15 protein-coding genes are annotated in these 12,648 nt (G+C 31.2%); 9 read left to right on the top strand and 6 right to left on the bottom strand.

Annotation, left to right across the window (positions count from 1 at the left end; genetic code table 11):
• Positions 1-2 precede the first annotated feature (2 nt).
• From BUB47_RS02800 to BUB47_RS02805, 3 genes are all read left to right on the top strand, one after another.
• Positions 3-287 carry a putative quinol monooxygenase gene (locus BUB47_RS02800; RefSeq protein WP_073183560.1) on the top strand — a complete coding sequence of 95 codons (285 nt, stop codon included), beginning with the start codon at positions 3-5 and terminating at the stop codon, positions 285-287.
• 102 nt (positions 288-389) lie between these two features.
• Positions 390-512 carry a CD1871A family CXXC motif-containing protein gene (locus BUB47_RS10145; protein ID WP_268761865.1) on the top strand — a complete coding sequence of 41 codons (123 nt, stop codon included), beginning with the start codon at positions 390-392 and terminating at the stop codon, positions 510-512.
• Positions 505-1,377: a 4Fe-4S binding protein gene (locus BUB47_RS02805; protein WP_234945622.1), complete on the top strand. Its 873-nt coding sequence runs from the start codon at positions 505-507 to the stop codon at positions 1,375-1,377. Before BUB47_RS10145 ends, BUB47_RS02805 begins: the two co-directional genes overlap by 8 nt.
• A gap of 105 nt (positions 1,378-1,482) precedes the next feature.
• Here BUB47_RS02805 and BUB47_RS02810 read toward each other — a convergent pair whose 3' ends face one another.
• On the bottom strand, positions 1,483-1,950 hold the full coding sequence (locus BUB47_RS02810; RefSeq protein ID WP_073183562.1) for a glucosaminidase domain-containing protein: 468 nt from the start codon (positions 1,948-1,950) through the stop codon (positions 1,483-1,485).
• Positions 1,951-2,368: 418 nt separating this feature from the next.
• Here BUB47_RS02810 and BUB47_RS02815 point away from each other — a divergent pair, with 418 nt between their 5' ends.
• Positions 2,369-3,115 carry an NADPH-dependent oxidoreductase gene (locus BUB47_RS02815; RefSeq protein WP_073183564.1) on the top strand — a complete coding sequence of 249 codons (747 nt, stop codon included), beginning with the start codon at positions 2,369-2,371 and terminating at the stop codon, positions 3,113-3,115.
• A gap of 21 nt (positions 3,116-3,136) precedes the next feature.
• Here BUB47_RS02815 and BUB47_RS02820 read toward each other — a convergent pair whose 3' ends face one another.
• Complete coding sequence (locus BUB47_RS02820; RefSeq protein WP_073183566.1) at positions 3,137-3,850, bottom strand: hypothetical protein; 714 nt, start codon at positions 3,848-3,850, stop codon at positions 3,137-3,139.
• A 605-nt stretch (positions 3,851-4,455) separates the two neighbouring features.
• Between BUB47_RS02820 and BUB47_RS02825 the strand changes: the two genes are divergently transcribed.
• Positions 4,456-6,078, top strand: a complete 1,623-nt coding sequence (locus tag BUB47_RS02825) for a copper amine oxidase N-terminal domain-containing protein (RefSeq protein ID WP_073183567.1) — start codon at positions 4,456-4,458, stop codon at positions 6,076-6,078.
• Positions 6,079-6,148: 70 nt separating this feature from the next.
• Here BUB47_RS02825 and BUB47_RS09810 read toward each other — a convergent pair whose 3' ends face one another.
• The 4 genes from BUB47_RS09810 to BUB47_RS02845 all read right to left on the bottom strand — a co-directional run bounded on the left by BUB47_RS09810 (position 6,149) and on the right by BUB47_RS02845 (position 9,861).
• On the bottom strand, positions 6,149-6,931 hold the full coding sequence (locus tag BUB47_RS09810; protein ID WP_327021161.1) for an alpha/beta hydrolase: 783 nt from the start codon (positions 6,929-6,931) through the stop codon (positions 6,149-6,151).
• Complete coding sequence (locus tag BUB47_RS10150; RefSeq protein WP_268761866.1) at positions 6,928-7,062, bottom strand: hypothetical protein; 135 nt, start codon at positions 7,060-7,062, stop codon at positions 6,928-6,930. The genes BUB47_RS09810 and BUB47_RS10150 overlap by 4 nt, the downstream gene beginning before the upstream one ends.
• A 32-nt stretch (positions 7,063-7,094) precedes the next feature.
• Entirely contained in the window at positions 7,095-7,580 is a 486-nt protein-coding gene (locus tag BUB47_RS02840) for a GNAT family N-acetyltransferase (protein WP_073183573.1), read from the bottom strand.
• A gap of 388 nt (positions 7,581-7,968) precedes the next feature.
• A complete protein-coding gene (locus tag BUB47_RS02845; protein WP_073183575.1) occupies positions 7,969-9,861 on the bottom strand; it encodes an ABC-F family ATP-binding cassette domain-containing protein in 1,893 nt (630 codons plus the stop codon).
• 86 nt (positions 9,862-9,947) lie between these two features.
• Between BUB47_RS02845 and BUB47_RS02850 the strand changes: the two genes are divergently transcribed.
• From BUB47_RS02850 to BUB47_RS02865, 4 genes are all read left to right on the top strand, one after another.
• Positions 9,948-10,586, top strand: a complete 639-nt coding sequence (locus BUB47_RS02850; RefSeq protein ID WP_073183577.1) for a redox-sensing transcriptional repressor Rex — start codon at positions 9,948-9,950, stop codon at positions 10,584-10,586.
• A 58-nt stretch (positions 10,587-10,644) separates the two neighbouring features.
• Positions 10,645-11,517: a DNA-3-methyladenine glycosylase family protein gene (locus BUB47_RS02855; RefSeq protein ID WP_073183579.1), complete on the top strand. Its 873-nt coding sequence runs from the start codon at positions 10,645-10,647 to the stop codon at positions 11,515-11,517.
• A 2-nt stretch (positions 11,518-11,519) separates the two neighbouring features.
• A complete protein-coding gene (locus BUB47_RS02860; RefSeq protein WP_073183580.1) occupies positions 11,520-12,206 on the top strand; it encodes a DUF554 domain-containing protein in 687 nt (228 codons plus the stop codon).
• Positions 12,207-12,362: 156 nt separating this feature from the next.
• Entirely contained in the window at positions 12,363-12,644 is a 282-nt protein-coding gene (locus tag BUB47_RS02865; protein WP_073183582.1) for a co-chaperone GroES, read from the top strand.
• The last annotated feature ends 4 nt before the right edge of the window (positions 12,645-12,648 follow it).

Raw genomic sequence — 12,648 nt, forward strand, 5'->3', positions numbered from 1 at the left:
GTATGTATTTATTTAACAGAAAAATATTTAAAAAAGAAAATTACGAAGAAGCTCTAAAACTCATTAGAGAACTTGTAGCTGAATCGCAGAAAGAAGAGGGTTGTATAGTCTATGAAGTCTATCAGGACTTAGACAGTGAATTTGGACTTTGTATATATGAGGAGTGGGAGGGAATAGAGTATTTGGCTGCTCATCAAGAGACAGAACACTTTATAAAACTTGTTCCCCAAATAGGTGCATTAGCAGAGGAAAAAAGTCCTCTATATAAATTTGGAAAAATTAAGTAAATTAAGTAGTAGAAGCACTTTATACAAGTTGAAAATCTTGTTTAAAGTGCTTTTTTAAACTATAATTTATTTAGAATTAAAATTTAACTTAGTGGTGATTAGATGAAAAAAATAATACTATTGTGTTCATTTCTTTTAATAGCAGTTGGAATATACAATGGAGAAGTGAACATAGTAATAACTAAAGCTATAAATATTTGTATGGAGTGTATTGGAATTGGTTAATATATTAAAAAAAAATAACAGACACTTAATCCAGGCACTTGGTGCTGTAGTTTTTAATGGAAACTTTAAGGGGTTTGTAGAAGGGACAATTTACACGGGCCCAACTAAGGGGATATGCGTTCCCGTTTTAAATTGCTATTCCTGTCCCGGAGCATTGGGAGCTTGTCCAATAGGTTCACTTCAAGCAGTATCAGGATCAGGAGGAAGAATCGGATTTTATGTAATAGGACTTCTGGTGCTCTTTGGAATTACACTGGGAAGATTTTTTTGCGGATTTTTGTGTCCCTTTGGATTTATTCAAGATTTACTATACAAGATAAAAACTAAAAAGTTTAAAGTAAGAGACAGTATTCACAATAAACTAAAATACTTAAAATACATAATGCTAATAGTATTTGTAATAGCACTGCCCATTATTGTGGCAATGGTAAAGGGATATTCTGATCCCTACTTTTGCAAGTACATATGTCCTGCGGGATTAATTGAAGGGGCAGCTCCCTTTTTATTAAAAAACGAATACTTGCGAAGTGCAATTGGAATGCTCTTTAATTGGAAATTAATATTGGCTATTTTATTTGTAGTTAGTTCAATTTTTATATATAGGCCCTTCTGCAAATATATTTGCCCTCTGGGAGCATTCTACGGTCTATTTAACGGTATTTCCTTTTATAAACTGGAAGTAGATCAGGATAAGTGTATAAAGTGTAATAAGTGCAGTAAAATTTGTAAGATGCATATTGAACCTTTTAAGGATCCAAATAACAGTGAGTGCATAAGATGTTTAGATTGTAAGGGAGTTTGTCCAACTGGAGCAATAGACAATAAAATAGTTTGGAAAGAGAATAAAAAGACTGTTAAAAGTTAGAATTAATTGGATATAGGAAAAGTAAAAAAGATGAATTCAAATTTTGAATTCATCTTTTTTAAATAATATTAATTTATTAAACTGTCATAGCAGTTAGTTTTACTATTATCTGGCTTTACTTGAAAACTGCTCATACTTAGCACAAACAGTTGACTCCCACTTGGTAGCATTTGGTGGACAGTAAGTCTTTGCAATTTTTGAAATAGGCTTACCCTTGTAAATAGACTTATTCATTAAACTTCCAAAAGCATTGATATTTTCGGAAATACTGGAATACTTAATTAGTTTGCCCTTGCTCATCATTCCAAATATATTATTTGAAGAATTAAGCTTTCTGGATTCAAATCCACTTTCCAATGCAGCAACACTCATTGCATATATACCATTTACATTGTGAGTATCTTCCATATTTTTAAAAGCTTCTCCATGGTTAGCTAAGTTAGTATTTGCTAACATAGCATTAAATTCCTCTACACTATAACCTGATTTTTCATAAATATTAAATTCTGCTGCATATGTTTCACTACTTTGCATAAAAAATACAAAGCCCACTAGAAAAAACATTATTAGCATAGGTACTCTCTTTAACGAACTCATAAAAACGAGAACTACGTTCTCTTAAATTCCCCCTTAAAATTTTACATCGCAACCTTAAATAGTTACATATTAGTTACAATGTAAAATAGTAACATATTGGTTACAATTTGTCTAGTTTTTATTAAAAATATAATAAAAATTGATAGTTATATAAAGAAAATATCATTTGAAATGCTGATTATAAGCTGGGAGTCTAACTTTTATAAGCTAGAAACTTTTTCTCGTTATTATATAATAAATACTTTAATTTTTAATTGAAAATACTCAGTTTTTAATAATGGGACTGTGCAGTTTACTCTTATTTATTTTTTTTCTTCATACTTCAAAAAAGAGAACTTAAAAATAAACTTAATTAATTATTTAATTTGGGTAAAAGTTAGTTGAGGTGAATAATATGAATGAAACTATAAAGACTCAGTTAAACCACAAAACAGTTAGGAAATTTGAAGAGAGAAGTGTAGAGAAAGAAACTTTAAAAACCTTAGTAGATGTGTTTAATCACAGTGCAAGTTCTACGGGAATGCAACAGTGCTCAATTATTAGAGTTACAAATAAAGATATAAAACGAGAAATAATGAAAGTTTCAACTCAAAAGTACTTAGAAGATTGTCCGGAGCTATTTATATTTATTGTAGATGTTTATAGAAACTACAAAATTGCAGTTGAAAAGGGATTTGAAGGTGATAGCTATAGAGATATGGACAGGTTTTTCCAAGGCTTTACAGATGCAGTAATAGGTGCTCAAAATATGATGGTAGCACTTGAAAGCTTAGGACTTGGTGGAGTGTATTTCGGCTCAATACTAAATGACTATGACAGAATTTGTGAAGTTTTAAAACTTCCGGAGTTGACTTTTCCAGTATTTGGAGTGGGATTTGGATATCCGGCACAAACACCTCAGCTAAAACCTAAGATGCCTATGGATTTAAAATTATTTGAAAATGAATATAAAATTTTCCCAAGTTACTTGGAGGCAATAAAAAAATATGACGATGAAATGACAGAGTACTACGATACAAGGGATGAGGGAAGAAGATCAGACAGTTTTTCAGACCAAGTAGTGTCTAAATTTAAACAAGTATCACAAAAGAGAAGAGATGTATTGGCATCAATAGAAAAACAGGGATTTAATATAAAATAAGCTCCTCAGTTGAGGAGCTCTTTATATATTTATTTTAGAATTTTCAAATTTTCCCTCTGCAGCAGCTTCTCTTATTATGTCAATTGCAATGTCTCTACTCTTGGGAGCTACTATTCCAACTCTGAACTGGCCGTCTTTATTTTTTCCCTTTAAAATTAATTCTTTATCTTTTTTATTTAAGAATACAGTTTTTATGTCGTCAAATTCAAAGGGTAAATATCCTATTAATATTCCACTTTCATAACTTCCTATAACTGTTCTCCACATTTCTCTTCCATGTCTAAAGGAGTTTTTATTGTCTACGGAATATATATTTGTGTTTTCATTTTCAGATTTTTCCGGAAATGCTCCACACATTAAGTTAATGATAAAAGTCATAATAATTAAACTAAAAGTAAACATATTTGCAAATTTATTTAAGAGTGCATTGTCTCTTATATATAGAGTTTGTATAAAATAGGCGTTTATAAAAATTAAAAATGCAACATAGGTAATTATATTTACAAAAAATGTAGTTTTGTTAATTTTTAATTTTTTTAACTTAAACATCTGACTATATTTTTCGAAGACGTCAAGTATAGTAGAAATAAATAAGTAATTACTAAGTACCCATAGAATAGTGTACATAGATGTATTTTCAAGTATGGCTCTATCAGTTAGAGCGAATTGAAACCAAAGGGGAATAAGTGCTGATATAAGTACTGTAAATGCAAATTTGGCGTTGTTTTTATTCATTGTAATACCTCCACAAAAAATTATAGCATATAAGGTTATTAAAAAATAGTTTAGAAATTATTTATGAGGGTAATATATAAATAGAACTTGTGAATGTAAGTTTAATGTAGACTAAGATGAAAAATTAAAAAAGGTGATTCCAATGAAAATGGTAATTGAGCTATAACTTTTGTTAAAAGAGGAAAGGTGATACCGTTGAAAATTGAAATGAGCTATAACTTAGTGGAGTAAAGTGAAGGTGATGCCGATGAAAATACAAGAGTTTAGTCTTTTTGACACAAAAGGCACTGGGGAAAATCATAGGATAATTAGAATTTAAAGAGTAGCTAAATGCTAAACGCGAAAACACGTAGTTTTATAATTGGAATATGATGAATTACAATTGAATATAAAAAAATACAAAGACTAACGAAGAGGTTAGTCTTTTTTGTGCTTTAGCTCTGTAATACAAATTTAATATTATGGTAATAAAATCTACGTTGACAGCTAAGCATCTTTTAACTATACTGTACATATGATATATATACAGCTTTAAATAAGGTGAATTATCTTTGGAGAAGTGGTATTATATACAGGAAATTTGTATTTTTATAAGGAGGATACGCATGAAGAAAAAATTATTATCAGTAATTATGGTTGCAGCTATGATGTTTTCACTAGTTGGATGTACTCCAAACATGAAAGCTTATATGGCTGAAACTCAAAAGGTAGCAGAGTGGAAGGGTTCAGAGTTCAAGGGAACAATGAGCATGGAAATGGAAATGGTAGTTGACGAAAAGGGAACTACTGAAAAAGTTACTATTCCTATGGAAATGAAAGGTAAAGCAGAAGGCGCTGAAAAAGTTGAAATGGACATAACAATGGACATGAAAGCTATAAAAGCAATGGCTACTGCAGAAGAAAAAGCAGAAATTGATGCAGCAATTCCTGATACTGTTAGTATTAAGATGTTTGCAGATGCAGATGGAAAAGCTTACATTAAAAAAGATACTTTTGTAAAATTATTAGGTACAGAAGCTCCTAAAGCTTTAACTGACATTAAAGAAGACTACATAGTAATTGACACTGCGTCAATGACGAATGTAGATGTGGCTGGAAATGAAGAATTAGCTAATGTATTTTCTAAAAAAACTATGGACTATTTAAACAGTGCTGAATATCAAACAGAAGCAGAAAAGATAATGGAAGCTATGTTTAAAGACTATAAGCCAACTGTAGATATGAAAGTTGATGGAAGAACTTATACTTACGAAATCAACTCTGATCAAATGGCAACAGAAGCTAAAGCTATAATTACAGCTTTAAAAGCTAATTGGTCAAATACAACAACATTATTAGTGCCTGTTTTAGAAAAAATGGACATGAAAGTTGAAAAAGCAGAATTAGACAAAGCATTTGACGAATTTAATGAAGCTGACTTAGATACTACTCTTGCTCAAGTAAAAGAAGCTATTAAAGGTTCAAAACTTAAACTTGTTTCTACATTTACAGATGACAAAGAAGTAGACCAAATTGACATGGTTTTAAATTTAAGCGGAATGTTTAAAATGACTATGAACGTTGAGTCAACTACTGACAAAAACGAAGAAGTTAAAGTTACAATGCCAACATCATTTAAAGTAATTACAATGGAAGAATATATGAATATATTTATGCCAGCAGCAACAGTAGCTCCTGGAGAAACTGCAGTATTTGTTAGACTTAATGGTGAATTAATGGAATTTGCTGATCAACAACCAGTAGTAAAAGAAAACAGAACTCTAGTACCATTTAGAGGACTTCTTGAAAAAATGGGTGCTGAAGTACAATGGGATGAAGTAAATAGAACTGTTAGAGCTAATAAAGAAGGCGTTGGAATGGTATTTGAAATTGGTAACAAAACTGCTCTTGTTGGAGAAAACAAAGTAGACATGGACGTTCCAGCACAAGTTATTAACAACAGAACAATGATTCCAGTAAGATTCGTATCTGAAAACTTAGGATATAAAGTTGAATTTGACAACTCTGTTCCTGGAGTATATCTAATTGATATCTACAACATCACTGATGCTGAATTACAAGCTAAAATAAACGGTGAAGTTCCAGCAACAACAGAAGAAGTTAAAACAACTGAAGTTAAAGCTGAAGACGCAAAGACAGAAACAAAAGTAGAAGATGTGAAAGTTGAAGATACAAAAACAACTACAACTACAACTGATTCTAAAACTGAAGTAAAACCAGCAGCATAAATTTAATTCAAAAAAATGAACACTGTATTATACAGTGTTCATTTTTTTGAATTTATAATAAATAAGTTATTTAATATTTACTTGTAAAGTTTTTTATTTCAGAAATATATTTTTTAAAAGAATCTGTCATTAGAGAATGGCCTGCATATTCAAAAATTTTTAATGAAGTCCTGTTTCCTAAAAGTTCGGCAGATTTTTGCGCTACATAAGGTCTAACTACTATATCTTTTAATCCGTGGAGCATTAATATTGGGACTTTGATATTATTGATTTTATTATTATCTACAATATTAAAAGAATTTAATGCACGATTAATTTCAACTTGGTTTCTTTGTTTAAGGGCTGCTTCAATGTTTCTATTAAGTTCTTCCTCATCTATTTTTTTCACATTATAGACATAGTGTTTAAAAATTTCTTCTGTGGCTTTTCGCCTAATTTCCAAATCGTCAATTTTTAATTTTGAATATAAATTTCTCATATTTTCTGTTGCCATAAAAAATTTTTCTTGAAGATTTTCATTAATTTTTTCTAAATTAAAAGGTTCGAAGAAAAAAGGGTAATTAAAGTAAGTGGGTTTTTCAAAGCCCTTCAGCCCTTTAACTCCAATAGAACTTAATAATATACAAGAATTTATTCTACTTTGGATTGTAGGATTGGCAAGAAGTTCAAGACAAACACCACCGCCGGCAGACCAACCAAGTATAGTAATATCATTAAGAAGTTTTTTAGTAATAAAATCGGCTACATCCAGCGATAAATCAAAGAGAGAATTAATTTCTTTATTATAACTTGAATCCCCAAAACCTCTTAAATCTATAGCGTATACTTCAAAATCTTTAGAGAGTTCCTCTATTGTTTTGAAAAAAAAGTGGAACTTGACATATTTCCATGAATTAGCAAAATTGTTTTTCCAGAACCCTCGTGAACATATGCAATTTCCTCTCCTGTCAAAATAGTTTCTTTTTTTATTTTAAAGTTTTCCATTTAAATCAATCTTTCTTAAATTAAATTTTTATTTATTTTTCTATAATACTTTTAAATTTGTCACTTGTGATTCTGTGGACAGTCCACTCGTTTAAGGGCTCTGCTCCCATTGACTTATAGAAGTCTATGCTTGGTTGATTCCAATCTAAGCACAGTAGCTCCAAACGCCCACAGCCACGTTCAAGTGCAATACTGCTAAGCTCTTTAAAAATTTGTTTCCCATATCCATTGCCTCGATATTGGGGCTGTATGTATATATCTTCAAGGTATAGGCCGGCTCTTCCCAAAAATGTGGAAAAGTTGTGGAAAAACAGTGCGAACCCTATTTCACTTTCATCTAATAGGGCGAAAAAAACTTCCGCTCTCTTTTTTTCAAAGAGCATTTCTCTTAACAGGTCTTCAGTTGCAATTACATCTTCGCTCATTTTTTCGTATTCAGCAAGTTCTTTTATAAAACTTAAAACCAGAGGAATGTCGTCAACAGTGGCATATCTAAAAGTTAAATTATTTTTATTCATAAGTACCTCACATAAATTTATATTGTAAAATTATTTGTTACATTCTATCATGTAGTAAATTTTATGTCACATAAAAGTTGGAAAATTCAAAGTGAAATTCTATTAGAGTAAAAATATTCCACAAAAAAGTATGTTCTATTAATTGTGGATAATGTTAATAACTCTGGGGATAAGGTGTTTAAGCAGTTTTAGAAAAAAATATGCTGGGGATAAATGTTTTTGGAGGAGAATGGCTGAAAATGCAGATTATCAATTGGGTTATACACAATAAAAATAAGAAGATTGAAAAATGAACCTGTTGAGAATGTGGATAACTTTGTGGGTAAAGTCAATTATCTTTAAGTTTGTGGATTAATAATTAAAAAAGAAGTACAATAGTTACTAAAAATTATTGTACTTCTTCTTGTTCAAACCACTTTTCATAGAGTTTGTCCAGTTCCTTGGATTTATTATCTCTTTCTAGAGATAATTTGTTAACTTCTTCGATATTTTCATATATTTCAGGATTGGACAGTTCAATGTCTATTTTAGAGATGTCCTCTTCTAAATTTTTTATTTGTTCTTCCAACTCTTTCTTTTTAGCTCTTAAAATTTTAGCTAAGGCCTTATCTTCTCTTTCTCTCTTTTTAAGATTGGCAAGCTCCGTTTTAGATATATATTCTTCTTCAATGTCTGAGTCAATAGTTGTCTTTTCCAAATAGTAGTCATAATTTCCAAGATATTCGCTTATTCCATTGGCACTCATTTCAAGTATTTTGTTACAAGTGTTGTTTAAAAAATATCTATCATGAGATATGGATAAAACAGTTCCGTCATATATATTTAAAGCTTCTTCAAGTACTTCTTTAGAGTCAATGTCTAAGTGGTTAGTGGGCTCATCTAGAAGGAGGAGGTTGGCACCCTTTAACATTATCTTTAGTATTGAAACTCTTCCCTTTTCGCCACCGGAAAGGTCTTCAATTACCTTAAAGATATCATCGCCTACAAATAAAAATTTAGCTAGGTAACTTCTTATTTCATAGTGTGTCAACTTTGGAAATTCATCCCATATTTCGTCAATTACAGTCTTGTCGTAGCTAAGGGACTCCATTTCCTGGTCAAAGTATGCAATTGTAACATTTGATCCAAAAATTACTTCTCCAGAAGTGGCACTTGTCTTATGTGTGAGTATTTTAAAGAGTGTACTTTTGCCCACGCCATTTGGACCAATTAATCCAACTTTATCCCGCTTAAAAATATTAAATGAAATATTTTCAAAAAGTGGGCTATTTTCAAAGGACTTTTTAAGGTCCACTACTTTTAAAACATCTTGGCCTGATTCAAATTTCGGAGAAAATCTAATTGTAGATTTTTTTACATCCTGTGGAGGAGGTAGTTTTTTCATTTTATCTAGCAGCTTTTGTCTGGACTTTCCCTGTCTTATAAAGCGCTCTCTACCAAGGCCCAGATATCTCTCTATTATTTGCTCTTGTCTTTTTATTTCCTTTTGTTGATCTTCAAATTGCTTTTTAAATAGCTCCAGTTGTATTTTTCTCTGCTTGGAGTACTCAGAGTAGTTACCTCTAAATGTAGTTAGCTTGTGATGTTCCAAGAGAGCTATTTTATTTACAATGTTGTTTAAAAAATATCTGTCATGGGAAATAATTATTGCCGCACCGTTAAAGTCCTTTAAATATTTTTCCAACCAAGATATGGCACTTATGTCAAGGTGGTTAGTGGGCTCGTCAAGTAATAGCAAATCAGGCTCAGTTAAGAGCAGTTTTGCCAAGGCGAGTCTAGATTTTTGACCTCCTGAAAGTTGATCAACTTTTCTTTCAAAATCTTCAGTTTTAAATCCCAAACCTATTAGGGTGCCTCTGATCTTTGACGGGTATTGGTAACCGCCAAGTTCTTGAAATTTTTCTTGAAGATGTCCATATCTCTGCATATTCTTTTCAAAGTCCAAAGAGTCCACATTTGAAATTTTAATTTCAAGTTCCCTTATTTCTATTTCCATATTTATAAGGGGCAAAAATATTTTTTCGCACTCTTCATAAATTGAGCTAGTGCTGTCATTGTGAAGTTGTTGCTTTAAATATCCAACCTTTAAATCCTTGGGTTTAAAAATAGTTCCGGAATCTTTGGAGATTTCTTCAGTTATTATATTGAATAAAGTGGTTTTACCACTGCCGTTAATGCCTATTAATCCTATTTTATCCCTGTCTTCGACGATTAAACTAATATCATCAAGTATGGGATTTGTAATATAGCTCTTGCTAATATTTGATATACTAAGTAACATAACTCACCTCAAAAAATCATTGTATCAAATTTTACAAATGATGGAAAGACTGTTATAATATTATCATGAAAAACAGGAGGCGTGCAATGTCGAATAAGACGAACAGAGTTTCTGAAACGGTAATAAGAAGACTTCCCATTTATCACAGATATTTAACTGATGTTATTGAAAAGGGAGTTGAGAGAATTTCATCTTCTGAACTCAGCAATTTGACAGGCTTTACTGCATCACAAATAAGACAGGATTTAAATAATTTTGGAGGATTTGGTCAGCAGGGCTACGGATACAATACAATAGATTTAAGAGAACAAATAGATAAAATTCTTGGTATGGACCATGTTTATAACACTGTAATAGTTGGTGCAGGAAGATTGGGATCTGCAATAGCAAACTACAATGAATTTAAAGAAAATGGTTTTAAAATACAAGCGCTTTTTGACTCAAATCCGGAAATTGTTGGAACAGAAATTGATTCAATACCTGTAATTTCAGTTGATAAAATGGAAGAATACATTCAAAATAAAAACATAGATGTGGCAATTATCACAGTGCCAAGGGAATATGCAGTAGATGTTATCAATAGACTTATAGAGTGTGGAATAAAGGGAATTTGGAATTTTGCGCCTATTGATATAAGTGTCCCTGACAATGTAGTAATTGAAAACATCAGGTTAAATGACTCACTATTAAAGTTGTCATATTACTTAAAAGAAAATTTTTTATAAATTAAAGTTTAAGGTGCAGGTATCTGTACCTTTTTTAATAACTTAAAGAGGACTGTAAATGAAAATATTAGAGGGAAATAATAAAATTGAAATAGCAGAGTTGGACTTTTTTAATCCGGAACATATTTTTAAATGTGGGCAAGCTTTTAGATGGATAGAGGAAGAAGACGGTTCATATACAAATGTGGCACATAATAAGATTATAAATGTAAGTAAGGGCGAAAATATTGTAATAGACAATTCTTCTCTTGAGGACTTCCAAAGTATTTGGATGGATTACTTTGACTTAAATAGAGATTATGGAGCTTTAAGGGAAGAACTATCTCTTGATGAAACTTTAAAAAATGCCATGGAATACGGAAGTGGAATTAGAATTTTAAATCAAGACCCCTTTGAAACTATAATAACTTTTATTATTTCCGCCAACAATCAAATACCCAGAATAAAAAATTCAGTGGCAAAAATTTCTGAGATGTATGGCTCTAAAATTGGAAGTTATGGTGGTAGAGAGTACTATAGTTTTCCAAGTAGTGATGAACTTTCAAGAGCAAAAGTCGAAGACCTTAGAGAGTTTGCAAGAGTTGGATTTCGAGATGAGAGAATTGTTAAAACTTCAAAGTTAATAAGTGAAGGGGCAGTGGACTTAAACTCCCTCTATGAAATTCCCTTAGAAGACGCCAGAAGAGAACTTATGAAACTTCCGGGAGTTGGACCTAAAGTAGCTGACTGCGTGTTGCTATTTGCGTTTAAGAGGTCGGAGTCATTTCCTGTAGATGTATGGATAAAACGTGTAATGGAAGAATTATATTTAAAAAAAGATACTAATAAAAATTTAATTGCCGATGAGGGTAGAAGAATATTTGGCAAAAATGCCGGATTTGCACAGCAATATCTATTTTACTATGGCAGGGAAAATAATTTGGGGAGGTAGCTATGAAAGCTGTCATTGTAAATGCCATTGCTATTGTAATAGGTTCAATAATAGGCCTGTTATTTGGCAACAGATTAAATAAAAGATACCAAGAAGTAGTAATGACAGTGGTTGGGCTATGTGTGCTATATATTGGAATTGATTCAGTGCTTCAAACTGACAATATGTTAATCCTCATAATTTCATCAATTGTGGGAACGCTAATTGGAACGTGGCTGAATATAGAAGAAAAGTTAAACAGTTTGGGAAGTCTATTAAAAAAGCCTTTTAAAAATGTAAAAAATGAAAATTTTGTAGATGGATTTGTAACTTCAACTTTAATATTTGCCGTAGGTGCAATGACAATAGTGGGTTCAATTGAAGCGGGACTGTTGGGAAAATATGACGTGCTCTACACAAAGTCCATAATAGACTTTATAACAGCTATAGTATTGGCATCAAGTTTGGGATTGGGAGTAATCTTTTCATCCCTAAGTGTGTCACTATTTGAAGGCTGTATAGTTTTAATAGCTATATTCTCAAGCGGACTGTTTTCAGATGTGCTAATTGCAAATATATCAGGTGTAGGAGGAATATTAATAATTGCACTTAGTTTAAAAGTTTTAAATATAAAAGAGATAGAGGTTGCCAATATGTTGCCGGCTGTTGTCATCCCAATAGTATTTGAAGTAGTCACCAGATTTATATAGTATTCTGGTGGCTTTATTTTTTTCTAAAGGTAAAAAAATGTCAAATTTCACTTGCAAAATTTCTCAAATTGTATTACACTAATATTATTGTTAGCACTTAGGTAAGTGGAGTGCTAAAGGTAAGAAAACAATATATTTTATATAGGAGGTTCAATAATGAATTTAAAACCATTAGAAGACAAGCTAGTAATTAAGAAAATTGAAAAAGAAGAGACAACAAAATCAGGTATAGTACTTCCTAGTTCTGCAAAAGAAGAATCTAACATGGCAGAAGTTATAGCCATAGGTAAGGGAATACTAGATGACGAAAAGAAAAAAGACGAAATTCAAGTTGGAGATAAAATAATATTTTCAAAATACGCGGGCTCAGAACTTGAAGTTGAAGATGAAAAATTTACTATAATTAAGTTTTCAGATATTTTAGCAGTAATTAAGTAATAAG

It is taken from the genome of Anaerosphaera aminiphila DSM 21120 (genome assembly GCF_900129925.1).
Taxonomy (GTDB): domain Bacteria; phylum Bacillota; class Clostridia; order Tissierellales; family Peptoniphilaceae; genus Anaerosphaera; species Anaerosphaera aminiphila.

Coding starts and splice junctions, on each gene's coding strand:
- BUB47_RS10150 (WP_268761866.1), bottom strand. CDS start 7,062: ATGGAAAACTTTAAAATAAAAAAAGAAACTATTTTGACAGGAGAGGAA.
- BUB47_RS02860 (WP_073183580.1), top strand. CDS start 11,520: ATGAAAGCTGTCATTGTAAATGCCATTGCTATTGTAATAGGTTCAATA.
- BUB47_RS02825 (WP_073183567.1), top strand. CDS start 4,456: ATGAAGAAAAAATTATTATCAGTAATTATGGTTGCAGCTATGATGTTT.
- BUB47_RS02815 (WP_073183564.1), top strand. CDS start 2,369: ATGAATGAAACTATAAAGACTCAGTTAAACCACAAAACAGTTAGGAAA.
- BUB47_RS10145 (WP_268761865.1), top strand. CDS start 390: ATGAAAAAAATAATACTATTGTGTTCATTTCTTTTAATAGCAGTTGGA.
- BUB47_RS02855 (WP_073183579.1), top strand. CDS start 10,645: ATGAAAATATTAGAGGGAAATAATAAAATTGAAATAGCAGAGTTGGAC.
- BUB47_RS02840 (WP_073183573.1), bottom strand. CDS start 7,580: ATGAATAAAAATAATTTAACTTTTAGATATGCCACTGTTGACGACATT.
- BUB47_RS02850 (WP_073183577.1), top strand. CDS start 9,948: ATGTCGAATAAGACGAACAGAGTTTCTGAAACGGTAATAAGAAGACTT.
- BUB47_RS02865 (WP_073183582.1), top strand. CDS start 12,363: ATGAATTTAAAACCATTAGAAGACAAGCTAGTAATTAAGAAAATTGAA.
- BUB47_RS02810 (WP_073183562.1), bottom strand. CDS start 1,950: ATGCTAATAATGTTTTTTCTAGTGGGCTTTGTATTTTTTATGCAAAGT.
- BUB47_RS02800 (WP_073183560.1), top strand. CDS start 3: ATGTATTTATTTAACAGAAAAATATTTAAAAAAGAAAATTACGAAGAA.
- BUB47_RS02820 (WP_073183566.1), bottom strand. CDS start 3,850: ATGAATAAAAACAACGCCAAATTTGCATTTACAGTACTTATATCAGCA.
- BUB47_RS02845 (WP_073183575.1), bottom strand. CDS start 9,861: ATGTTACTTAGTATATCAAATATTAGCAAGAGCTATATTACAAATCCC.